Raw genomic sequence first — 23,772 nt, 5'->3', positions numbered from 1 at the left:
TAAAAAAGTGTATTCTAGACTTGTAATCCCAAATTTAGACCCTATCTTATAAGCAAGTTCAATATTTTTACAAAATTCCGACTTTTGGAGATTTAAATGCCAGGCAACTTGTTATTACCCACTCAACCAATTCAATTGCCACTTCTACCATTGAGAGATGTGGTGGTTTTTCCTCATATGGTAATGCCATTGTTTGTTGGCAGACCTAAATCGATCAAAGCACTTGAAGCTGCAATGGAATCTGGCAAAAGCATTCTATTGGTTGCTCAAAAAACTGCTTCAAAAGACGAACCCACGGTTGCAGATCTCTATGAAGTAGGCTGCATCGCTAATATTTTGCAGATGCTAAAACTACCCGATGGAACTGTGAAAGTTCTAGTGGAAGGTACTCAACGCGCTCAAATTAATCAAATTGAAGATGCTCTCGGTTACTTTAGTTGTGAAGTTGTACCCCATTCAGTTGAAGTAGTTGATCAATCAGAAACGGAAGCTTTAAAAAGAGCGATCGTAGCTCAATTTGATCAGTACGTAAAACTCAATAAAAAGATTCCACAAGAAATTTTGGCATCATTAAGTAGTATTGATGATGCAAGTAGACTTGCCGATACGATTTGTGCTCATTTGCCAATTAAATTGGATCAAAAACAGTTATTGCTTGAAATGGGTGATGTAATTAAGCGTCTCGAAAGTCTATTAGGTCAACTTGAGAGTGAAATCGATATTCTTCAAGTTGAAAAGCGTATTCGTGGTCGTGTAAAGCGTCAGATGGAGAAAAGTCAGCGCGAATACTATCTAAATGAACAAGTCAAAGCAATCCAAAAAGAATTAGGCGATGGTGAAGAGGGTGCAGATCTCGAAGAGTTAGAGAAAAATATCATTGCGGCGAAGATGCCAAAAGAAGCTCTAAAAAAAGCTGAATCAGAATTAAAAAAATTAAAGTTAATGTCCCCAATGTCTGCGGAAGCAACCGTTGTTCGCAATTATTTAGACACTTTAATTAACTTGCCTTGGAAAAAGAAAAGTAAAGTCAATAATGATTTAGTTAATGCTGAGAATGTATTGAACGACGATCATTATGGGTTAGATAAAGTTAAAGAGAGAATTCTTGAGTATCTAGCAGTTCAACAACGTGTTGATAAAGTGAAAGCACCGATTTTATGTTTAGTTGGTCCTCCAGGTGTTGGTAAAACATCCCTAGGTCAATCAATTGCAAAAGCAACTAACCGCAAATTTATTCGGATGGCTTTAGGTGGTGTTCGCGATGAATCTGAAATTCGCGGTCATCGTAGAACTTATATTGGTTCGATGCCAGGGAAGATTTTGTCAAGCCTCACTAAGGCTGGAGTCAGAAATCCCTTATTCTTGTTAGATGAAATTGATAAGATGGGCTCAGATTTTCGTGGTGACCCAGCAAGTGCCATGTTAGAGGTCTTAGATCCTGAACAGAATCATACGTTCCAAGATCATTATGTCGAGGTTGATTTTGATCTCTCAGATGTCATGTTTGTTGCGACATCAAACTCGCTCAATATTCCTGTCCCTCTCCTTGATCGTATGGAAGTGATTCGTCTAGCGGGTTATACGGAAGACGAGAAAACGCATATTGCTATGAAGTATCTTTTACAAAAGCAAATTAAAAATAATGGCTTGCGTAAGGGAGAGATAGAGGTTCAAGAATCTGCAATTTTAGATATCATTCGCTACTACACACGTGAAGCTGGTGTTCGTGCTCTTGAGCGAGAAATCAGTAAGATTTGTCGTAAAGTTGTAAAAATGCTTTTATTGAAAAAAGAGTTAGCCCCTGTTATTGTCAATTCAGATAATTTGGAAAAATTCTTATCAGTAAAACGATATGACTATGGCCTTGCAAGTAAAGAAAATCAATTAGGTCAGGTAACTGGCTTAGCTTGGACTGAGGTTGGTGGTGATTTGTTAACTATCGAAGCAGCACTCATGCCTGGTAAAGGTGTAATCACTCGAACAGGTTCAATTGGTGATGTAATGAAAGAATCTGTTGAGGCCGCTCGTTCAGTTGTTCGGTCACGATCAAGAGAACTCGGGATTAAAGAAGAGTTGTTTGAGAAAAAGGATATCCATATCCATTTCCCTGAAGGTGCAACTCCAAAAGATGGTCCTTCAGCTGGTATTGCTATCACCACGGCATTAGTTTCGATTCTTACTGGTATTCCAGTGCGCGCCGATGTGGCGATGACTGGAGAGATCACTCTAAGAGGCGAAGTGTTACCGATTGGTGGTCTCAAAGAAAAACTTCTTGCAGCTCATAGGGGTGGTATTAAAGTGGTCTTAATCCCAGAAGAGAATGTAAAAGATTTGACTGAAATCCCTGATAACGTTAAAAATGCTATTGAAATTATTCCTGTTCGTTGGATTGATAAAGTTCTTGAGAAAGCCCTAGAACGCAAGCCAGAGGCTCTTCCGGAGGAAGTTGCTGCAATTACGAAAGAAACAAATGTAGTAAAAGATGAAACAGGGGTGATAAAGCATTGATTTTTTGATTGAGATTGGGTTATAATATTTTTCTTAGTTATTCCAGTCTCAATTTAATTAAAAGTTTGGTGTTTTACGTAGTTCATGTATCATCATTCCTTTATAATTAAAATTTTGACAATCAATAGATAAGGGTGCTTAGCTCAGATGGTAGAGCGTCTGCCTTACACGCAGAATGTCGGCGGTTCGATCCCGTCAGCACCCACCAAATCCTCCTATCATTTTTCAATAACTAACCCAATCCCTATGTTTGATTCCGTTCGTCAACACCAAAAAATTCTGCAAGCAATCCTTTTAGTTTTAATTTTCCCTTCATTTGTCTTTTTGGGAATTGAAAGTTATAAAGGATTTTCGACAAGTAATAACGATATTGTCAAAATTGGTGACCTGACGATTACTCAACTTGAACTTGATAATGCAGTTAAAAGTCAATCGAGTCGTTTGGGTTCTAATCAAAGCCTAGCCCAAACTCCAGCATTTAAAAATGCCATCTTGAATCAGTTGATTCAACAAAAATTGTTGGCTTTTGATATTAAAGATTTGAATTTGCAAGTATCTTCTGAAATGTTGGCAAAAGAATTATTAAAATTTCCAGAAATTGTTGCACTCAAGAAAAGCGACGGTTCAATTGATACGGATAAATATCGCCAGTTATTAGAAAATAACGGACTTACTGTATCGCAGTTTGAAGCGATTAAACGTAGTGAAATAATGAATGGTTCCTTGCAAAATGCCTTAAGTAGTAATGGAGTTGTTATTTCCTCTAGTAAAATTTCAGACAGAATTATTACTTCGATGAGTACCGAAAGGGAAGTCCAAGCAATGTTTTTTACTTCGAATGACTATCTAAAAACGGTTCAAGTTCAAGACAGTGATATTTCTGATTACTATCAAGCAAACCCAGCTCAGTTTCAATCAACCCCATCAGTTGATGTTGAATATATTACTTTTAGTAAGCAAGGTGAGGATGAAACAACCTTTGCTAAAAAAGCGGATCAGTTCGCTAATATGGTTTATGAACAAGCCGATAGCTTAAAGCCTACCGCGGATACATTTAAATTAAAAATTGAATCTCAGGCTGATTTAACTACGCGGGGTTTATCTAACTTACCTAAGTCTCATCCATTAAATCAAGCAAAGCTTTTACAAGCAATTTTCAAAGAAGACTCTTTAAAATCAGGTAAGAACATTGAAGCCATTGAAGTATCTCCTGGTGTCTTAGTCGCCGCGCGTGTTGTCCAAAATCACCCAGCTGCAACTCTGCCTTTTGAGAAGGTAAAAGCAGATATTGAAAAAATTGTTGCCCTCAAGAAGGCTGAAGAAGCCGCTATTAAAGCAGGAATGGAAGTTTTCGCAAAATTACAAACCGATCCTACCCAAAAAATTAACTCTAAAGAATTCACGAAACCAATTTGGGTTTCAAGAAATCGTCCGGCCGATTTGGCTGGTGAGCCATTTGAGAGAATTTTCAATGCGAAGGAAGACGCTTTACCTAAAGTGGTGTCAAGTAATATTCCTGGAAGTGGATTTGCGATTTACAAAATTAATCAAGTTCGGCCTGGTGAAAAGTCAAATCCAAACGTTTTATTACAGCAGTATCAACAAATCGGTGTTTTGACTAATCAAGCCGAGATTGCTGCGTACTTAGAAAATATCAAAGATCGTTCAACAGTGAAGTTTTTGAAGTCTTCTTTTTAATTCAGCATCGGAAATAATTTCTCTGCGACAGTTTGAGAAATCAATGGTTGGGCGAGGGTAGTTGGGTGGATCCCATCATCTTGAAAAAACTCTCTTTTAAGGGCAAATTTTTCAAGCAGAAATGGGATAAATACTAAGTTATTGGCCCTCGCTAAACGTTGATACATCAACTCAATTTTTTGCGTATATTTTTCACCATAATTATTCGGTATTTTCATACCAACTAGCATCGTCTTAGCAAGATATTGTTTGTTGAGGTTAATGATTTTTTGAAGATTTAACTCGGTCTGTTCAATTTGAAAGCCCCTCAGGGTGTCATTTGCCCCTAATTCAAGGATGACAATTTTGGGATGGTGCTTCTCTAGTAATGCTGGAATTCGAGACACTCCTCCTGAGCTTGTGTCACCACTAATGCTGGCATTAATCATGAAATAAGGCGATTGCTTGGCGATTAATTGTTGTTGAATAAGGTCTACCCATGCCTTGCCGTTAACCACCCCATAACCAGCTGAAATACTATCACCAAGAACCAAAATAGCTGAAGTACCCTTAGTATTTCCTTGGGCATAAGTGATAGAAGATGAAATAATCAAACTTAGCAATACAATGAACAAACTACAAAATCTTCGAAACATCCCAAGTACCTCAATAATTTAATGACACAATAGAAATGATTGACTCTTATATCTCAGCAAAAAATCTTGCCAAAGAAGTCCAACAGGGAACTGGAAAAATCGAAATTCTCAAGGATATTAATTTAGAAATATTCCCAGGGGAGAAGATCGCTTTTTTAGGAAGCTCTGGTTCTGGTAAAACCACCTTATTGAGTATTTTAGCGGGTTTAGATTCGGATTACACGGGCGAGGTGAAACTCTTTGGCGAATTACTTTCAGACTTGAATGAAAACGAGAGGGCAAATCTTAGAAAAAACCGGGTTGGATTTCTGTTTCAAAATTTTTTATTAATTCCTGAATTAAGTGTATTCGAAAATGTTTTATTACCCATTGAGATCTCAGGGAAATTAAGTGAAAGTTTTGAGCTGAAAGCGAAGCTCTTATTGGAAAAAGTTGGCCTGAGTCACCGCATGAGTGCTTATCCCAATACATTATCTGGTGGAGAGCAACAACGTGTTGCTCTTGCTAGAGCATTTATCAATGATCCAGAAATACTATTTGTCGATGAGCCTACGGGAAGCCTAGATGCTCAAAACGGCAATGTTGTCACAGATTTGTTGTTTCAACTCAATCAAAAATTAAAGACAACCATTATTTTGGTGACTCATGATTTAAATTTGGCAAATCAATGCGATAGGATTTTTCGCCTCAATAGTGGTACATTAAGTGAGTGAAACTTTCTTTGTCAGTTTCTGGATGATTAAATAATTACTATATTCATTTACTAGTTAAAAAGGATTTAAATATGCGATTTATTAAAACATCATTTTCCTTCCTCATCAGTATTTTGATGGTTTTGACCTTAACCGGCTGTGGTTACAATAGCTTCCAAACTGCTGATGAGCAGATTAAAGCTAATTGGTCTGAGGTGTTGAATCAATACCAGAGAAGATCAGACTTAATCCCTAATTTAGTCAATACCGTAAAAGGTTATGCTAACCAAGAAAAAGATGTCCTTACTCAAGTAACCGAAGCAAGAGCTAAAGTGGGTACGATACAGGCTACTTCTGAATTGGTTAATGATCCTGAAGCCTTTAAAAAGTTCTTGGCCGCTCAAAATGAATTAAAAGGTAGTTTGTCACGCTTGATGGTGGTTTCTGAAAACTATCCTCAATTAAAGTCGGACGCTACCTTTAGAGATCTTTCTGCTCAACTTGAGGGTACGGAAAATCGTATTACAGTTGCTAGAAATAGGTATATCAAAGCAGTTCAAGAGTACAACGTTAATGTTAGAACCTTTCCCAATAATTTGACTGCAATGATGTTTGGATATAAACCGAAAGAGAACTTCACCGTTGAAAATGAAGCTGCCATATCAAAAGCACCAACGGTCGACTTTAATTCAAACAAATAATTAATTAATTAATGAATTACTCATTCATAGCGTCTTATTTTTCAAAATGGATGCTAATTCTTTGTTTAGCTCTAGGGACCTTTATTTGCCAAAGTAAGCCTGCTGATTTGCCCCATCAACATGAAGGGCTAGTAGAGATTCCTACTTTGAAAAGTTTGGTTACTGATCTAACCAATACCTTAACGGCTGACCAAAAAATTACATTAGAGAATCAATTAAACGCCTATGAGAAAGCAAGGGGTACACAAATCGCAGTGTTAATCCTTCCGACAACTCAACCGGAGGAGATTGAACAGTTTTCTATTCGGGTTGTGGACCAGTGGAAGTTGGGGCGGAAAAAAGTTGATGATGGACTGTTATTAATCATTGCTAAAGAGGATCGAAAACTAAGGTTTGAGGTAGGGTATGGCTTGGAAGGTGCTCTGACGGATGTAACAACTAAAAGAATCATCAGTGAAATCATTACCCCTTATTTGAAGCAAGGGTTATTTTATGAGGGCATTATTGCCGGCCTTAATAAATCAATACAAATTATTAATGGAGAGGCCTTACCTCCCCCTGTCAGAGCTCAACAGGTAGCTAATCAAAATGATGGCTTTGAAGGCGTTTTAATGATTGCTTTCATGGTTGCAATTTTCGTAGGATCTATCTTGAAAAAATTAGTAGGGAATATTCTAGGTGGGACTCTAACTGCTGGTATTACTGGCATCTTGGCGTGGTTAATTACGGGCACAGTTGGTATCGCTTTGATAGCTGCTGTGATTGGTTTTTTCGCAACCCTTCTCGGCGGTCTAGGTATGCATGGTATTGGGGGGGTAGGTGGGTTTAGCGGTGGACGAGGTGGTTTTAGTGGGGGTGGTTTTGGTGGAGGTCGTGGAGGCGGTTTTGGCGGTGGCGGATCTTCAGGGAGTTGGTAATGCTTAATGTATCTCGACTATTTAAACATTTATTTGCGACATCTAGGCAAACCAAGAAGTATTTCTCAACGCTTAGTCTCCAACAAATCGAGTCTGCTATCGCTCGAAGTGAAATTGGTCATTCTGGTCAAATTCAAGTAGTGATTGAGACTAGTTTGTCACCTTATGCATTATTTCATCACCAAAGCCCCAGAGAACGGGCCATAGAGGTTTTTTCATTGCAAAAGATTTGGGATACTGAGCATAACAATGGGGTTTTAATTTATTTATTGATGGCTGATCAAGCCATTGAAATCATCGCAGATCGAGGAATTCATCAACTTGTGGGCGATGGATTTTGGCAAACAACCTGTAGCAAAATTGAAAAACAATTGAGAAATGGGGCATTTCAAGAGGGTGTTTTAGCAGGTATTCATGAAATAGACCAGATATTGAGGGAATTTTATCCATCAAAACTCATTACCCCTAATGAACTTTCTGATCAACCTGTCATAATTTAAACCGTTTGCTTTGCGCATTTCGTATAATTACGGTATGCCTAACTTTCATCATTTACTCGGAGCCATTGCTCTATCAGATTTTAGAAAAATTCAACTACTGGATTCTTTCAAAGAAAATCAATTACCCATTAAATCCATCGAATCTCAATTTCAGTTCTTTATTTGGACTGAAGATGCATTAACGGATGAAACCTTCAAACAATTAAAAGAACTGTTAAATTGTCCTACAAGTGACGTAGTTGTTAAAAACAAAAAACAAAAATCATTTTTTGTAACCCCACGACTCGGAACTATTTCACCATGGGCTAGCAAAGCAACAGATATTGCCAAAATATGTCACTTAGACCTATTGCGATTAGAAAGAGGCATTTGCTATACCTATGAGTCAAGTAAGGAGTTAACTCAAGATCAATTGCTGACCCTGTATAAGTTGACTCATGACCGTATGACGGAATCTGTATTCGATGCAATCTCCCAAATTGAGACTTTATATCAGGTGCTACCTGATCAACCATTTAAGGAAATTGCTTTATATACTGAAGGCAAGACAGCCCTTATTCAAGCTAATACTGACCTAGGTTTAGCATTATCAGAAGATGAAATTGATTATTTAGAAGAAAATTTCAATCTCTTAAAAAGAAATCCGACCGATGTTGAATTAATTATGTTCGCTCAGGCGAATAGTGAACATTGTCGTCACAAAATTTTTAATGCCAGTTGGACTATTGATGGTACTCAACAAGAGAAGTCTTTATTTAGTATGATTCGAAATACGCATCAACTGCACCCAGAAGGTACCGTTGTTGCATATTCAGATAATGCTGCGATCATGGAGGGCGTACAAAGTCAGGTTTTTGCTCCCAATCCTGTCACGAAAGTTTACGAAGAAAAATCTCGGCTCGTTCATACCTTGATGAAAGTCGAGACCCATAATCATCCGACTGCCATTTCTCCTTTTCCTGGTGCATCAACTGGTGCTGGTGGAGAAATTAGAGATGAAGGTGCTACTGGTATAGGTGGTAAACCTAAAGCCGGCTTAACTGGCTTCTCCGTATCTAATTTACAAATCCCTAACTTTACACATTCTTGGGAGTTACCTGCATTTGGTAAACCTGATTTAATTGCTAACCCACTAGAAATTATGATTAGTGGTCCGATTGGTGGCGCAGCTTTTAATAATGAATTTGGTCGGCCAATACTGGGCGGTTATTTTAGGGTCTTTGAACAGACCATTCATGGCAAAAGATGGGGTTATCACAAGCCAATTATGATTGCTGGCGGTATCGGTGCAATTGATGATATTCATACGCACAAAAAAGAAATCATGAGTGGTGATTTATTCATTCAATTAGGCGGTCCTGGAATGAAAATTGGTATGGGTGGTGGAGCTGCAAGTTCTATGACAACCGGTACCAATGCGAGTGATCTAGATTTTAATTCGGTACAACGAGGTAATCCAGAAATCGAGCGTCGCGCTCAAGAAGTGATTAATAGTTGTATTCAAATGGGGGAAAATAGTCCCATCGTTTCCATTCATGATGTGGGGGCAGGTGGCTTGTCAAATGCCTTTCCAGAGCTTGCTGATGGTGCGGGTTTAGGTGCTATTTTTGATATGCGGAAAATCCCAATTGAGGAATCTGGCTTAAGTCCTGCTGAGATGTGGTGCAATGAGTCCCAAGAAAGGTATGTACTAGCAATCAAAGAAGAGAGTCTTGAACTTTTTTCAGAGATTTGTGCAAGGGAGCGTTGCCCATTTGCGGTCGTTGGTAAAACGACGCAAGAAAGACAGTTGATCTTAAAGGATACGAAATATCAATCCACTGATGATCAATTTACTCCCATTGATATTCCAATGGAAGTTCTATTAGGAAAACCACCACTAACTCATCGTGATGTGAAGTCATTGCCGATGCCACAAAAATCAACTGATTGGAGCATTATCCCTTTAAGTGAGGCAATTGAATCAGTAATTTCTCACCCAACAGTCGCTAGTAAATCGTTTTTAATTACCATTGGCGATAGATCTGTTGGTGGTTTAACGCATCGTGATCAGATGGTTGGCCCATGGCAAGTTCCAGTAGCTGATTGTGCGGTAACAATGATGGACTATCAGGGGTTTAAAGGCGAAGCAATGGCAATGGGGGAGCGTACGCCAATTGCTATTTATAATTCTGCGGCCGCAGCTAGAATGGCTGTCAGTGAAGCGATTACCAATATTTTTAGTGCTGATATTGAACAAATTTCAGACTTGAAACTTTCTGCGAACTGGATGGCTGCTTGTGGCACAGAAGGTGAAGATGTAAAGTTGTATGAGGCCGTTAAAGCAATTGGTATGGAACTATGTCCAGCTTTAGGTATATCGATTCCTGTTGGTAAGGATTCTTTATCGATGCGCTCACAATGGCAAGATGGGGATGAGAAAAAAAGCGTAACTTCTCCTGTTTCATTAATTATTTCAGCATTTGCACCTGTTTCTGATGTCCGCAAAACGGTTACACCACTTCTTCACAATAGTCAGGATACTGAGCTGATCTTTCTAGACCTAGGCCAACAAGAAAATCGGATGGGTGGAAGTGTTTTGTCACAGATCACTAATCAAGATGATTCAAATTGTCCTGATTTAGCCTCAGCCGATTTATTGATTCGTTTTACCCAAGCACTCACAGCGTTAAAAAATGAACAATTAATCTTGGCTTACCATGATCGTTCTGATGGAGGGTTATTTGCATCTCTTTGTGAAATGTCTTTTTGCTCAAGAGTTGGTTTATCCATCAATATTGATCTTCTCGTAATGGAAAAAGGTCATGAGTCTGATTATGGTGATGCTAAAAATTGGGCGTCACAAATATCTGGTCGACGTGATGAGAGTACCATCAAAGCATTGTTTAATGAAGAATTAGGCGTTGTGATTCAAACGAATCGCCAGCAACGTGATCTCGTATTTGCAGAGCTACGTAAATATGGATTGAGTGCTAATTCTCACGTAATCGCTAAAATCAACACCTCCGATATGATTGAGATTTGGCGTGATGCGAAAACTATTTTCCAAAAGTCTCGGGTTGAGTTACAAACTTTATGGGAGAAAAATAGTTCGGAGATCGCCTCACTAAGGGATAACCCGGCATGTGTAGCTTCTGAAAAAAATATTGTTAATGACAAAAAAGACCCAGGTATTTCGCCTATTCTGACTTTTGATCCGAATGAAAACCCAGCAGCGCCATATCTCTCTTTAAACCTTAAACCAAAGGTAGCGATTTTAAGAGAGCAGGGTGTTAACTCACACGTTGAAATGGCAAGAGCATTTAGTTTGGCTGGTTTTGAGTCAATGGATGTTCATATGACAGATCTGATCTCAGGTCGGGTAGAACTCAATCAGTTTCAAGGGTTTATTGCTTGCGGTGGTTTTAGTTACGGTGATGTGCTCGGGGCTGGAGAAGGTTGGGCAAGCACTATTTTATTTAACCCTAGTTTAAGAGATTCTTTTGCATCATTTTTTAATCAAAGTGAAACCTTTGCACTTGGGGTATGTAATGGCTGTCAGATGATGAGTAACTTATCTCCTATCATCCCTGGTTCAGAGGCATGGCCAAAATTCACACGTAACCACTCTGAGCAATATGAATCACGATTAGTTCAAGTGGAAATTCTTCAATCGAATAGTCTATTTTTCTCTGGTATGGCAGGTAGTCAATTACCGATAGTAGTTGCTCATGGTGAGGGTTTCGCTAATTTTAGTCAAAAGGGCTCTTTACAAGCACTCAAGGACCAACAGTTGATGACGATGCGTTATGTGGATCACTACGGGCAACCAACGCAAACCTATCCATTCAACCCGAATGGCTCTGCTGAGGGTATCACCGGAGTCACTACAACTAACGGTAGATTTTCTATCCTAATGCCTCATCCTGAGCGAGTATTTAGAAGTGCCCAAATGAGTTGGTCTCCATCCAACTGGAATGACTTCGATGAAGGTTTGAGTCCTTGGATGAGAATGTTTAGAAACGCCAGAAAAGCAATCAATTGAAAAAGAATAAAAAACAAAAACGTTTTGAACCAGTAACGTTCTCCGAAATTGATGGGGTGCGTTACTTACATCTAGGTACTCCTTGGATTCAGGGTGCGATGCGTATCAAAAAACCAGACCTTCTGGAATTGGAATATGCTCAGCAAATGATGGGGTGGTTACTTTTTTTAGAGCCACAGGACAACTTTAATACTTTGCAACTTGGTGTTGGAACGGGTTCGATTACGAAATTTACCTTGGGTCTTCATCGAAAGATTACAGCTACGGCTGTAGATTTGAATCCTGCTGTTATCGTTGCTTCTCAATCAATGTTTGGCCTCAATACAATGGATCCTCGGCTGAGCTTATTACAAGCAGATGCTTTAGAGTTTGTTAAAAACAAAGATAATCATCATCAATTTGATGTTCTAGCAGTTGATTTATTTAATGGTGAAGCTTCAGGTCCAGCGTTAAGTTCAAAATCTTTTTATAAAGGGTGTTTTGATACCCTCAAGGCACCAGGTGTTTTAACCGTCAATCTTTTTAGTCGTCATTCAAGCTTTAAGAAAAACATTAATAATCTTTGCGATGCCTTTGGCAATCGTGTTCTACTATTCAAAGAAGTGCATGATTACAACGTCGTGGCGATTGCTTTTAAAGGTCCACCTTTGACGGTCTCTTGGTCAGAGTTACAAAAACGAGCGGCTTACCTGCAAAAGCAAACCAAGTTACCAACCGAGGGCTGGGTTGACTCTATTCGAGAGAATAATCTTCAGGATAAAAAAAACCTTTCTATATAGAAAGGTTTTTTGTGAATTCGTAGTATGAAGCTTACTGAATCTTTGCTTTAGCTTTGAATTTCTCCATCATTTCAGCAAATTTAGATTTTTGCCAATTTTGATCTTGGGTTAACATTTGAACTAATTTTGGTTTAACTTCTGCAAGTGTTGGAATTGGCGTCTCTTTAATTTCATCTACTTGAATGATATGCCAACCGAATTCAGTTTTGACAGGCTCAGATGCTAATTGACCTGCAGACAAAGTAGTCATTACCTTTGAGAATTCAGGAACTAAACTGTTCGCTGAAACCCAGTCTAAATCGCCACCTTTAACGGCTGAGCCAGTATCTTTTGAATTGGCTTTCGCTAATTCTGCAAAACTTGCGCCACCTTTGATTTTTGCTAACAGTGATTTTGCTAATTTTTCTTCACTCACAAGAATATGCCGAGCTTTATACTCCTTACCGCCCATTTGACCTTTCATGGACTCATAGATCGGCTCGAGTTCTTTATCAGAAATACCTTCTTTAGAAACGAAGTCTTCAAAAACTGCTGAAACCAAAACTGAAAGTTTAGCTTGTTCAATCGCTTCTTGAACATCAGGATTCTTGGTGATACCACGCTTGTCAGCTTCTTGAAGAACTAACTCTTTGGTAATCAAAATATCACGTGCTTTTTCACGTAACTCAGGAGAGTTTGGTTGACCAGACTGTTCAATTAAACGATTTAATTTAGCAGAGGGGATGGGTTTGCCATTCACAACGGCAGCATTTTGAGCGTTAACTAATGTGTAAGAGCTGAGTAAACAAATAGCGATGGTAGTTTTTAATATGATTTTCATTTTTCGTTTGAAGTTTTTGCGTTAATAACTAGAGCGTGAATTGGATTTGGCATCCAATCTTTGAGGATATCATACACTAGGCGATGACGTGAGACTCGGTTTTGACCTGCAAAAGCATCACTAACAATGTTGAGTGTTAAGTGACTAGGGCCATCTCCATGATGACCTGCATGACCAGCATGATCTGATGAATTATCAATAAACTCAACATGAGATGCATTGAGTTTTTCTAAGGCGATTAGGTAACGTTGAATATCTGGATGCATATGGATTATTGGTTAGGAGTATTTGTAGAGTCATGGTCCATATGTTTCGATAACCAAACTCCTTGGCAAATAACAAAAATGAACAACAAACCTATCGTTGATAGTTTAAAGTCGGCCCATGTATCTTTTGAAAAATTGTAGGCAATCCACAAGTTGAGAATTCCAAGAATTACGAAGTAAATAACCCAGCCTAGATTTAATTTAAACCATACTTCGTTTTCAACTGCCGGACGCAAAGCAATTTCTTTACCTAATACAGCCTTGATTAGATTCTTTTTAAATCCAAACCAACTAATCGCAAGTACCGCGGCAAAAGACCAATAGAGAATCGTTGGTTTGATCATGATGAAACTTTCATCATGCAAAACCAAGGTTAATCCACCGAACACCATAATGATGATTAAATTAAACCATTGCATTTTTGGTACTTCATGTTTTCTTAGCTTAAGCCATAGTATCTGCAACACACTGATTGCCATGGCAACCGCTGTAGCGGTGAAAATATCAAATAATTTAAATGCTACAAAAAATGCAACAATGGGCAGAATTTCAAGAAGTAGTTTAATCATTGATCGTTCGATTCGAATTTTAAAGAAGCTGAATTAATACAATACCGCAGACCCGTAGGCTGTGGTCCATCTTCAAAGACATGACCAAGATGGGCATCACAATTTTTACATTGAACTTCTGTTCTAATCATTCCATGAGTCATATCTTTAATTTCAGCAATCGGGGCTTGATCTTTCGGAATAAAGAAACTGGGCCAACCGCAACCAGCATCAAATTTTGCATCTGATTCAAATAAAGGAGTTCCACAACAGATACACTGATAGGTTCCCTTATTCCAAAAATCCCAATATTTACCTGTAAATGGTCTTTCAGTAGCCGCCTCTCTTGTTACTGCATATTCAATAGGGCTCAGTTCGGCTTTGTACTGTTCATTCGGTTTTTTTGACATTTTTTAATCTCATCGAGTTAGATAAAAAGAACCTTTGAATTATATAAGGTTTCGACTCTTTCAATATTTCAATCGCTGTTCAAGGTTTATTTAAGTATTCCTCATTTCATAGGAATTTTAAATAATTTGAAAGGGTGAAAACTTTAGTCGCTAAAATGAACATACCTCTTCAATCAACATCTATCAAAAATGACGAACACCATAAAAACAACTGAAGCCACCACCTTTCCGAGGGATATTGATGTTCCTTTCTTAAAATTGCTAGGTGTAAAACTTGAGAAAATGGCTGATGGTGAGGGGGTTGTTAGCCTTGCAATTGAAGAAAAGCATTTAAATACTTGGGGAACTGTGCACGGTGGAGCCCTTTTAACATTAGCGGATGCTGCTATGGCCATTGCCGCCAGAGCAGGGGACCCAGATGATCGTAGTGTTGTCACGATTGAATTGAAAAATATGTTTATGTTAACGCCGACTGGAACCATTCGAGTGGTTGGTAGCATTGTTCAACGTTCCGTAACGATGGCTTTTTGTGAAGCCAAAGTTTATGATGAAAATGATAAGGTTTGTTGCTTAGCCACAGGCACTTTTAAATATTTTAAAAAGATGGCTAGTAGGGATGCTAACGGTTCAAGAATTGTTAAGGAAGATCAACTCTCTATAGAAAAATAAAGAAAATTATCTTTCTATTTGTGTTGATTGATTAAATTGACCTTCAAAAATTGCAGTTTCCTCATTGGCGTCAGCATCAAAAGTGCGTTCAATCATTTGAAAGACGCCATCTTTCCTAACTCTAAGTAGAGAGCTTGATCGAGTGCCATAATTTTCAGTTTTAATAAAAATTGGCGATAAAGCTCTTTCCCACTCAAGATTTACACCCGTTGAAGGTAATTCTTCATCTCTAGGCAAAGTATCGTTTTTCAATAACTTAAAGTAATGTTCTGGATGATTTAAATTGCCGTTATCCATTGCTAAGGCTTGAGCAAAAGAAGCAACACCAGTGCGAACTTTTGGCCATGGTGTATCGAGCATTGCATTGGACAAGCCATAAACACCCGGGATGACAGGTGCTGGATTCATGACTTTACGATGACGAACTTTACCACCAATGACAAGTCGGTTACTCAACCAACTCAAGTGACTTTTCTCACCTTGAGAAATATCACCTAACAGTAAGTTAAATCCGTTATATTGCAAAAAGGATTTTTCATGTTGTTGGATAAACTCTTGAATATTGTGCGGCTGAGTGAGAAATTTAGCGGTTAGTTCACCCCTGGTTCGCATTTCAGGGTTTTTTTCACTCAGTGCTCGGATATTCGTTACAGCCGCAAATTTACCGTCTAAAGACAAACCTAAAGCTGTCCCCGGAATCCCTAAGACATCAGCTGCATCTCTAGAGCCTAATATGTGGGGGACATCCTTCCAGTAGCCAATTGGATGTGTTGGTCGAGCATAAAACTCATCACGATTAGCCGCAACTACCAAAGAGTAGTCAGGATGAGAGTTCCAAGCAAATAAAATTAAACACATACAATCAAAAGGATTAAATTTCTAATAGTTGATAAGGGGGCTGGTTAATCTCCGTGATTTGAACGGATTGTTGCTGTTCATTACGGATCAATAACTGTTTATCAGAGCAGTTTAGCATTACTTCAATTTGCAGATAATAGCCGTTTTTTTCTGCGCTGAATGCCGCTAAAACAATGACGCCTACTTCTTGGTCTGGATCCTCCGTTAAACAAATTGTCTGACCAGGTTTTAAAAGCGCCTCAACTCCTGTGACACTAGATACAAAACCAATCAGAAGTCTGCGCTTAATCGTCCCTAAATATTGACTTCTAGCGACTATTTCTTGACCAGGATAGCAGCCTTTTTTAAAGTCAACACCACCGACGGATTCAAAATTAACCATCTGAGGAACGAATAAATCTTTGGTAGCACTTGTAATTCTAGGTACACCACTCATTACTTCTAATAAGAGCCAATGATCTTGAACACTCAAAACTTGATCTTGAAATAATGGGGTTGTACTTGCTACGAGCACCCGGCCATACTTTGTGCCATGGTATGTGACTGTTGGTAACTCGCAGACTGCTAGAGCATCTGCAGGGTTTTCGAATCCCTCTGAATAGAGAACCCCGTAAAGATTCAAACCTTGATCCAATAAGTTGATTTCTACTTTTGACCTTAATCTGTACATCGAAAGTTTCTTTGAAAACTCCAACGCTATATCTCGACTGATCCAAAGATAAAATTCATCTGGATTAGGATTCGTAATCCAAAAGCTTGCTTGGAGTCTCCCTTTGGGTGAGCAAAATCCAGACAAAGATCCTTTTGATGAGTTGGTCTTATTGAGATCAGATGTACATAAATTTTGTAAAAAATTTCTGGCGTCATCGCCACGAACACAAATGATATTTAAATCGCCTAACAATTGAAATTTGTTTAAAGTCATAGGGTTTCTAGAAGATGGATTGAACAACGTATGTGTTTAAATAAACACTTATGAAATAAGGTTAATAACTTGATAGAATACTTTAAACCATTATAAACTCCCTCATGAATTTACAAGCACAGCGTTATCCAGGAATTTTCATTACTTTTGAAGGCATCGACGGCGCTGGAAAAAGTACCCACATTAATCACTTTGCTGGCAAATTAAAAGAAAAATATCCCGCAAAAAAAATTATCTTAACCCGTGAACCAGGTGGAACAGATCTTGGTGAAAAACTGCGTACAGAGCTATTAAATCAACCCATGCATCCTGAAACAGAAGCGCTTTTAATGTTTGCTGCAAGGAGAGAGCATCTTGCACAAATCATTGAACCAGCTCTCATGATGGGCGACATCGTTATTTCAGATCGTTTTACGGATTCATCCTTTGCCTACCAATGTGGTGGTCGGGGAATCTCGATTGAGCAATTAAATATACTTGAAAAGTGGGTGCAGGGCAGGGTTACGAAAGGCGATGTTTTTGAAATTCAGCCAAATAAGACTTTTTTATTCGACTTATCCGTTGAAATTGCACAGCAAAGAAGAGAGCAAACCAGAACACCTGATAAATTTGAAAAGTTAGATATCCATTTCTTTAATCAAGTTCGTAATGAATACTTAAGAAGAGCCAGTGTTTTTCCTAACCGGATCAAGTTAATTGATGCGAGTTTGAGCATCGATACAATTCGGGACATGATGGAATTGGAAGCTAGTTTTCTATGAGTGGTACCAAGGGGATTTCAAAAGAAGGGCAGTCCATTCCTGGTGAAATCCATTTATACCCATGGTTTGAAGATTTTTACCAAGAATTTGTAATTAATGGCGTTCCAAATTCACTATTAATTTATGGTGAAAAGGATATTGGAAAATTAAATTTTGCTCTTTATTTAGCAAATTATTTAATCTGTGAAAACAAAACGAATCATAAGCCTTGTTTAAAGTGCCAAGCTTGTCGCTGGTATTCAATGGCAAATCATCCCGATTTTTTCTCAATCCTTCCCGAGGACTCTTACCACTTACTCCCATTTGCAGTAAATCCAGATGCTGTTGTTAGTACCTCATCTGAGGATAAAAAACAAAGTAAATATATTCGAATTGACCAAGTAAGAGATATTCTTTCGGTGAATGAACTCAGTTCATATCGAGGTGGAATGAGGGTGATTCTGATTTACCCAGTGGAGTCAATGCGAGTTGAAGCCGCCAATTGTCTTTTAAAGTCGCTAGAGGAACCAGCCGAAAACGTTTTTTATATTTTGGTAACGCATCGTTTGGAGAGTATTTTGCCAACGATCCGTTCACGTTGTCGTTTGCTCGCGCTTCCAAAGCCATCTCAAGAATTATCGATTCCATGGCTTTCGGAACAAGCCCAATTGTCGAATAAATCTCAGTCTGAAATAGAGGCGCTTTTCCTAGAAATGGGTAGATCACCATTAAAAGTATTAAATGCTATCGATGGAAACTCATTTAACAGCACATTCATGTTAAATGAATTGTGTAGCTCAAGTTCACTTGATCATACCAAATTCATTGATTTACTCAGTCATGCAGAGCTATCAGACCTATTAACCTGCTTACAAAAATGGTGTATTGACTTATACATGGTTTACTCTGGGGTTTCACCTAGGTATTTTCCAGACAAGCAATTAATTCTTAAAGATAAAGTGAATAAATTAGACATCCTAGAATTGAATCGGTTTTTAAAATTATTAATTCAGGAGCTAAAATTAACCACTCATCCCTTATTTCCAAAGGTCCAATTGGAAGCAGTTTTATCTAAATACGCCCAACTTTTCAAAAGTTAACTCTCTATTAAGTTTCTCTTATGTTCATCGATTCACATTGCCACCTTGATTTTCCAGAATTTACCAACCGACTACCTGAGGTCTTAGCACTCATGGAAAAGCAATTGGTCACAAAAGCCCTTTGCATTAGTGTTGATATGCCTGACTTTCCTAAAGTTCTTGCTTTGGCTCATGAGTATCCTCACTTATTTGCAACTGTTGGCGTTCATCCAGACTATGAAGATACCCCAGAGCCTTCTTTCGAATGGTTAGTTGAGCAATCGAAAGATCCTAAAGTCATTGGAATTGGTGAAACGGGATTGGATTATTATCGTATGGCTCATAAACCTTACGAAGAACTCGAGTGGCAGAGAGATCGTTTTCGTACGCACATTGAAGCGTCAAAAGTCACGAATAAACCCTTGATTATTCATACTCGACAGTCTTCTGATGACACGATTGCTATATTAAAAGAGTCTGGTCAACATCAGGTCAAAGGTGTAATGCATTGCTTTACAGAAAACAAAGAGGTCGCTAAGCAAGCTTTAGACCTTGGTTTTTATATCTCTTTTTCGGGAATTGTAACTTTTAAAAATGCCCTAGAAATTAAGGAAACTTGCAAATATGTTCCTTTTGACCGAATATTAATTGAAACTGACTCCCCATACTTAGCACCGGTACCTCATCGAGGTAAGACGAATGAACCTGGTTTTGTTAGCTTTGTTGCTAGTTACATTTCCCAGTTAAAGGAGAGCAATGTAGAGGAGGTTGGTCGGATCACAAGTAACAACTTTTATCAATTGTTTAATGTAAGTCCATGATGCGATCTCATCCTTTCTTCATTTTTCTATTCTTTAGCGCTTCTATTTTATTTTCAGGTCATTCGCAAGCATTCAAAGAATACGACTTTAAAGTTATAAACGCATCCAATAAAGATCAATTTGTGATTAAAGAAATCGATCGATTATTTAATGCAATTGAACTGGATGATGTTGATGAAATAAAAAAAGAAGAATATAAACAATATCTTAAAAGAAATACTAAAAGTAAATTCGGCAATTCTGCTCTCGTTTTTGCGATACAACAAAACTCTACAAAAGTTTCTTACTATCTTGCGCAAACCATTGATTTTGATGTAAATAATGAAAATTTAAGCGGTGAAAATGCATTGATGATGGCAGCGTTTGTCGGAAATGCAAAATTGGTAAATTTTCTCATTGATGTTCGTAAGGCGAATGTCAATAAAGATGGTTGGAGTCCAATTCATTATGCGGCGATTCGTGGTGATCTAGAAATAACCACTAAATTAATAAACTCAGGTGCAACCGTAGATGCTTTGTCACCAAATGAGTCAACCGCATTAATGTTTGCTTGTCGTTATGGACACATTAGAGTTGTGAAGTTATTGCTGGACAAAGGCGCTGATTTATCAGCTTCGAATAATCAGGATTTAACGCCTATTGATTTTGCAAGAATGTATAACCAAAAGGAAATTGCCAAGGGTTTAGAGTCACGCTGGTTAAAGCTGTATAAGGTTGAATACGAGCCATTGGTTGATGATTTACCAAAACCTTAAACGGCGGCAATAAATAATTGTGCGTATAATATTTATTATGTTAAACAAGATATGTAATTAGGAATGATCTAAATGAAAATGCTGCACACGATGTTAAGAGTAACGAATTTAGAGGCATCCATCACCTTCTACACCAAGGTGCTTGGGATGAGTCTATTAAGAACAACTGATCGACCCAGTCAAAAATATAGCTTGGCATTCCTTGGTTTTGAAGAAGGAAATAAATCCGGCCAGGCTGAGATTGAGTTGACCTACAACTATGGCATAGAGCATTACGAGCATGGCGGATATTACGGGCATATCGCACTTGGCGTTGAAGATGTCTACAAGACCTGTGAAACCATCAAATTACATGGCGGCAAGGTTACCCGTGAAGCTGGGCCTGTGATGGGGGGCAATACCTTGATTGCCTTTGTCGAAGATCCAGATGGATATAAAATTGAGCTCATCCAATTAGGAACTCACAGTTCGGACACCAATTCATGAACATTTATTTAAAAGATGATACAGTCGACTCACCTTGCATTGGTATCTGCTCTACTCTATTTGATGATGTCTGTCGGGGCTGTGGCCGGACTATTTTAGAAGTCTCTAATTGGGTGGCAATGGACGCGACTGAGAAGAAAAAAGTATGGGAACGGATCACCGCTGAAGGCACAGCAATGCGTTTTAAGGATTCAATCTAAGCTGTTGTGAAACAATTGCAAAACAATCCCCAAGGGTCTTCTTGGGGAATCAATTAAACTTTTGCAGCCTCTTTTGTACTTAAATAATCTTCATAACTTCCTGAAAAGTCAGTGATTTGACCATCCATTCCAACCTCTAAAATACGGTTAGCTAGTCCAGATACAAACTCACGATCGTGGGATACAAAAACCAATGTACCAGTGAATTTTTCAAGAGAGATTTGTAAACTTTCAATAGACTCCATATCCATATGATTGGTTGGCTCATCAAGTGCTAAAACATTGTGTTTGCCAAGCATCAACTTACCCCAAATCATTCTGCCTTTTTCTCCACCAGAAAGAACCTTTACGGACTTGGTAATATCTGGACCTGAAAATAGCAAACGACCTAAAGTACTACGAATAATTTGATCATCATCCCCTGCTTTTGCCCACTCACCCATCCAGTCAGATAAATTCGTGTCTTTAGGAAAGCATTCACTCGTATCTTGTGGCATCACACCTACATTGGCATTTTCAGCCCACTTTACTTTACCGTGATCAACATTGATACCGTTAAAGCGCTCATTCAGAATACTATTGAGTAAAGTTGTTTTACCAGCACCGTTTTGGCCAATAATCGCGACTCTCTCACCGGGTTGAATCGATAAATTAAAATTCTTGAAAATTGCTCGATCATAAGTTTTGGTAATTTCAGTACATTCAACAGCAATATTGTGTAAAACTTTTTCAACTTCAAAACGAATATAAGGATTTTGACGTGAAGATGGCTTAATGTCAGCCACTTCGATTTTCTCCATTTGTTTTTGACGGGAAGTTGCTTGTCTGGCTTTTGATTTATTTGCTGAGAATCTACGAACGAAATCTTGCAGTTCAGCAATCTTCTCTTTTGCTTTGGCATTATCAGACATCTGCTGAGCACGTGCTTGAGCAGAAGCTAACATGTAATCATCATAATTACCGGGATATACACGTAATGTACCGAAATCCATATCCGCCATGTGAGTGCAGACAGAGTTTAAAAAATGCCGATCGTGAGAAATAATCACCATCGTGCAGTTTCTTTCGTTGAGGATGTCCTCTAACCAATTGATCGTGTGAATATCTAAGTTGTTGGTAGGCTCATCTAGGAGCAATACATCTGGGTCTGAGAACAGCGCTTGAGCAAGTAATACACGCAACTTCCAACCTGGTGAGATGGCGCTCATGAGTCCTTGATGTTGATCAATCGAAATCCCAACACCTAATAACAATTCCCCTGCTTTCGCTTCTGCTGTATAGCCACCGTACTCTGCAAACTTTGCTTCGAGTTCTGCAGCGTGCATATAGTCATCTTCAGTAGCTTCCAAATTAGCGTAAATTGCATCACGCTCTTGCGCTGCTTGCCACATTTCATTGTGACCCATCATGACCACATCTAAAACGCGCATATCTTCATATGCAAATTGATCCTGTCTTAACTTACCTAAGCGAATATTCGGTTCCAACATAACATGACCAGAGCTAGGCTCAAGTTCACCACCTAAAATTTTCATAAAAGTGGACTTTCCGCAACCATTCGCGCCGATTAAGCCATAGCGATTGCCATTACCAAATTTGACGGTAATATTTTCAAAAAGCGGCTTTGCGCCGAACTGCATGGTAATGTTTGATGTTGATAGCACGTGAAATACCCGTATGAACGAAATGATTAAGCCAAATATAGCTTTAGAGAAGCAATATTTTACATTTTTTTGACCGAAGAATCAAAGGTTAACTAGATTTGCTAATGCGATATCCATTTGCGTCTGCCTGCAGATTAACTTCGCTGCCGACTTCAATGGTGATCTTTTTAGGTATATGTCCAAAGGGTAAATCCATTAACATCAACGTGTTACATCCCCTTCTTTGGAGTTCCTTTTGAATTTGTCCTACTACTGTCTTCAGGCTATAGCCCTGATCTAAATCGGTTAAACGATACTCAGAAAAATCACCTAACAGGATCGCCTGTTGGGAACCTAAAATACCAGCATCCAATAACTGCCATAGCATTCTTTCGATTCGATAAGGATGCTCGTTGATATCTTCGAGAAAAAGGATACCTTGTTGAATATTTTTGGGGAAGTATGGTGTGCCAACCAAGTTTTGGACTAAAGAAAGATTTCCTCCCCAGATGACTGCTTGCTTGATGTCTACTGAGGATGTAACAAAGTCCTGCGAACTGACTACTTGTATATCAAAAGTTTGATGGATAACCGCCTCTACAAAATGACTGTATGTGAAATCCTTTGAGTCATTTTCAAGTCCGCCGAAATCATAACTTAACATCGGTCCAGCAAAGCTAGTTTCACCAGTTGCACTTAATAAACCTAGCTGAAGTGCCGTAATATCACTATGGCCAACAATTCGGAGCCCATTTTTTACGGCTTGACCTAGTTGTTCCCAATCAATTAAGTGCATGATGCGATTTAAGCCAAACCCACCACGCGTGGCTAAAGCAATCATTGGACCATATCGTTCAACTTGGCTATAGAGCGAATTGATTTCAGTGGCCCGCTCGAGGTCAGAACCTGCAAAACGTTCAAATTCCCTTAAAAAAATAGTTGTATTTAAAACGGTAAACCCCTGCTGCTTTAAAAAATCAACGCCCTTTTCCGCCATCTCCAGATTCATTAATCTACCGGATGGTGAAAAACAATAAATCGTCTTTGGGAATGGTGAGGAAACCATTGATTGTTTGGAATTTAAGGATTTCATCGACA

24 protein-coding genes and 1 tRNA gene are annotated in these 23,772 nt (G+C 38.6%); 16 read left to right on the top strand and 9 right to left on the bottom strand.

Translation table 11 applies throughout. The annotated features are described in order from the left end of the window. The first annotated feature begins 96 nt into the window (after positions 1-96). The 3 genes from lon (at position 97) to B8983_RS11375 (ending at position 4,206) form a co-directional block, all read left to right on the top strand. Positions 97-2,508, top strand: coding sequence for an endopeptidase La (lon, locus tag B8983_RS11385; RefSeq protein WP_084285037.1), 2,412 nt, complete (start codon positions 97-99; stop codon positions 2,506-2,508). Positions 2,509-2,640: 132 nt separating this feature from the next. Next, positions 2,641-2,716, top strand: a tRNA-Val gene (locus B8983_RS11380). Positions 2,717-2,754: 38 nt separating this feature from the next. Next, positions 2,755-4,206, top strand: coding sequence for a peptidylprolyl isomerase (locus B8983_RS11375; RefSeq protein WP_084285033.1), 1,452 nt, complete (start codon positions 2,755-2,757; stop codon positions 4,204-4,206). Here the strand turns inward: B8983_RS11375 and B8983_RS11370 are convergent. Beyond that, a complete protein-coding gene (locus B8983_RS11370) occupies positions 4,203-4,841 on the bottom strand; it encodes an arylesterase (RefSeq protein ID WP_084285027.1) in 639 nt (212 codons plus the stop codon). The two genes, B8983_RS11375 and B8983_RS11370, sit on opposite strands and share 4 nt — an antisense overlap. Positions 4,842-4,876: 35 nt before the next feature. On the opposite strand from B8983_RS11370, the gene B8983_RS11365 reads away from it, so the two are divergent. From B8983_RS11365 to B8983_RS11340, 6 genes are all read left to right on the top strand, one after another. Next, entirely contained in the window at positions 4,877-5,554 is a 678-nt protein-coding gene (locus B8983_RS11365; protein WP_084285022.1) for an ABC transporter ATP-binding protein, read from the top strand. Positions 5,555-5,625: 71 nt separating this feature from the next. Further along, on the top strand, positions 5,626-6,234 hold the full coding sequence (locus tag B8983_RS11360) for a LemA family protein (protein WP_084285019.1): 609 nt from the start codon (positions 5,626-5,628) through the stop codon (positions 6,232-6,234). Positions 6,235-6,245: 11 nt separating this feature from the next. Next, a complete protein-coding gene (locus B8983_RS11355) occupies positions 6,246-7,151 on the top strand; it encodes a TPM domain-containing protein (protein WP_234987027.1) in 906 nt (301 codons plus the stop codon). Beyond that, positions 7,151-7,651, top strand: coding sequence for a TPM domain-containing protein (locus tag B8983_RS11350; protein WP_084285011.1), 501 nt, complete (start codon positions 7,151-7,153; stop codon positions 7,649-7,651). Before B8983_RS11355 ends, B8983_RS11350 begins: the two co-directional genes overlap by 1 nt. Before the next feature lie 34 nt (positions 7,652-7,685). Continuing rightward, positions 7,686-11,675, top strand: coding sequence for a phosphoribosylformylglycinamidine synthase (gene purL / locus B8983_RS11345; protein WP_084285008.1), 3,990 nt, complete (start codon positions 7,686-7,688; stop codon positions 11,673-11,675). After that, positions 11,672-12,454 (top strand): spermine/spermidine synthase domain-containing protein, encoded by a 783-nt coding sequence (locus B8983_RS11340; protein ID WP_084285005.1) that lies wholly within the window; start codon positions 11,672-11,674, stop codon positions 12,452-12,454. The genes purL and B8983_RS11340 overlap by 4 nt, the downstream gene beginning before the upstream one ends. 31 nt (positions 12,455-12,485) lie before the next feature. Here the strand turns inward: B8983_RS11340 and B8983_RS11335 are convergent, their stop codons facing one another. Genes B8983_RS11335 through msrB form a run of 4 tightly spaced genes read right to left on the bottom strand, consistent with a single transcriptional unit; the run spans position 12,486 to position 14,498 of the window. Then, a complete protein-coding gene (locus B8983_RS11335; RefSeq protein ID WP_084285003.1) occupies positions 12,486-13,274 on the bottom strand; it encodes a peptidylprolyl isomerase in 789 nt (262 codons plus the stop codon). After that, positions 13,271-13,540 carry a BolA family protein gene (locus B8983_RS11330; protein ID WP_084285001.1) on the bottom strand — a complete coding sequence of 90 codons (270 nt, stop codon included), beginning with the start codon at positions 13,538-13,540 and terminating at the stop codon, positions 13,271-13,273. Before B8983_RS11330 ends, B8983_RS11335 begins: the two co-directional genes overlap by 4 nt. A 5-nt stretch (positions 13,541-13,545) precedes the next feature. Beyond that, positions 13,546-14,106 (bottom strand): septation protein A, encoded by a 561-nt coding sequence (locus B8983_RS11325; RefSeq protein ID WP_084285120.1) that lies wholly within the window; start codon positions 14,104-14,106, stop codon positions 13,546-13,548. Then, the gene (gene msrB, locus B8983_RS11320) at positions 14,106-14,498 is read right to left on the bottom strand and encodes a peptide-methionine (R)-S-oxide reductase MsrB (protein ID WP_084284999.1); all 393 of its coding nucleotides are present in this window, start codon (positions 14,496-14,498) and stop codon (positions 14,106-14,108) included. The genes B8983_RS11325 and msrB overlap by 1 nt, the downstream gene beginning before the upstream one ends. Before the next feature lie 189 nt (positions 14,499-14,687). On the opposite strand from msrB, the gene B8983_RS11315 reads away from it, so the two are divergent. Further along, a complete protein-coding gene (locus tag B8983_RS11315) occupies positions 14,688-15,167 on the top strand; it encodes a PaaI family thioesterase (protein ID WP_084284996.1) in 480 nt (159 codons plus the stop codon). A 6-nt stretch (positions 15,168-15,173) separates the two neighbouring features. On the opposite strand, the gene B8983_RS11310 is transcribed toward B8983_RS11315, so the two are convergent. Continuing rightward, the gene (locus B8983_RS11310) at positions 15,174-16,025 is read right to left on the bottom strand and encodes an NRDE family protein (protein WP_084284992.1); all 852 of its coding nucleotides are present in this window, start codon (positions 16,023-16,025) and stop codon (positions 15,174-15,176) included. 13 nt (positions 16,026-16,038) lie between these two features. After that, the gene (gene ygfZ, locus B8983_RS11305; RefSeq protein WP_084284990.1) at positions 16,039-16,950 is read right to left on the bottom strand and encodes a CAF17-like 4Fe-4S cluster assembly/insertion protein YgfZ; all 912 of its coding nucleotides are present in this window, start codon (positions 16,948-16,950) and stop codon (positions 16,039-16,041) included. A gap of 104 nt (positions 16,951-17,054) precedes the next feature. Here ygfZ and tmk point away from each other — a divergent pair, with 104 nt between their 5' ends. The 6 genes from tmk to B8983_RS11275 all read left to right on the top strand — a co-directional run bounded on the left by tmk (position 17,055) and on the right by B8983_RS11275 (position 21,031). Beyond that, entirely contained in the window at positions 17,055-17,711 is a 657-nt protein-coding gene (tmk, locus tag B8983_RS11300; protein WP_084284988.1) for a dTMP kinase, read from the top strand. Beyond that, complete coding sequence (locus tag B8983_RS11295) at positions 17,708-18,790, top strand: DNA polymerase III delta subunit-related protein (RefSeq protein ID WP_084284985.1); 1,083 nt, start codon at positions 17,708-17,710, stop codon at positions 18,788-18,790. Before tmk ends, B8983_RS11295 begins: the two co-directional genes overlap by 4 nt. 20 nt (positions 18,791-18,810) lie before the next feature. After that, a complete protein-coding gene (locus tag B8983_RS11290) occupies positions 18,811-19,590 on the top strand; it encodes a TatD family hydrolase (protein ID WP_084284983.1) in 780 nt (259 codons plus the stop codon). Further along, entirely contained in the window at positions 19,587-20,345 is a 759-nt protein-coding gene (locus B8983_RS11285) for an ankyrin repeat domain-containing protein (protein ID WP_084284981.1), read from the top strand. Before B8983_RS11290 ends, B8983_RS11285 begins: the two co-directional genes overlap by 4 nt. 72 nt (positions 20,346-20,417) lie before the next feature. Further along, positions 20,418-20,831: a lactoylglutathione lyase gene (gene gloA, locus B8983_RS11280; RefSeq protein WP_084284979.1), complete on the top strand. Its 414-nt coding sequence runs from the start codon at positions 20,418-20,420 to the stop codon at positions 20,829-20,831. Continuing rightward, on the top strand, positions 20,828-21,031 hold the full coding sequence (locus B8983_RS11275; protein WP_084284976.1) for a DUF1289 domain-containing protein: 204 nt from the start codon (positions 20,828-20,830) through the stop codon (positions 21,029-21,031). The genes gloA and B8983_RS11275 overlap by 4 nt, the downstream gene beginning before the upstream one ends. A gap of 53 nt (positions 21,032-21,084) precedes the next feature. Here the strand turns inward: B8983_RS11275 and B8983_RS11270 are convergent, their stop codons facing one another. After that, positions 21,085-22,695, bottom strand: a complete 1,611-nt coding sequence (locus B8983_RS11270; protein WP_084284973.1) for an ABC-F family ATPase — start codon at positions 22,693-22,695, stop codon at positions 21,085-21,087. 88 nt (positions 22,696-22,783) lie between these two features. Continuing rightward, positions 22,784-23,767 carry an LD-carboxypeptidase gene (locus tag B8983_RS11265; RefSeq protein ID WP_084284971.1) on the bottom strand — a complete coding sequence of 328 codons (984 nt, stop codon included), beginning with the start codon at positions 23,765-23,767 and terminating at the stop codon, positions 22,784-22,786. Between the last annotated feature and the right edge of the window lie 5 nt (positions 23,768-23,772).

Origin of the sequence: Polynucleobacter kasalickyi (assembly GCF_900176405.1) — a bacterium.
GTDB lineage: Bacteria > Pseudomonadota > Gammaproteobacteria > Burkholderiales > Burkholderiaceae > Polynucleobacter > Polynucleobacter kasalickyi.
This window is presented reverse-complemented; position numbering and strand designations above follow the sequence as displayed.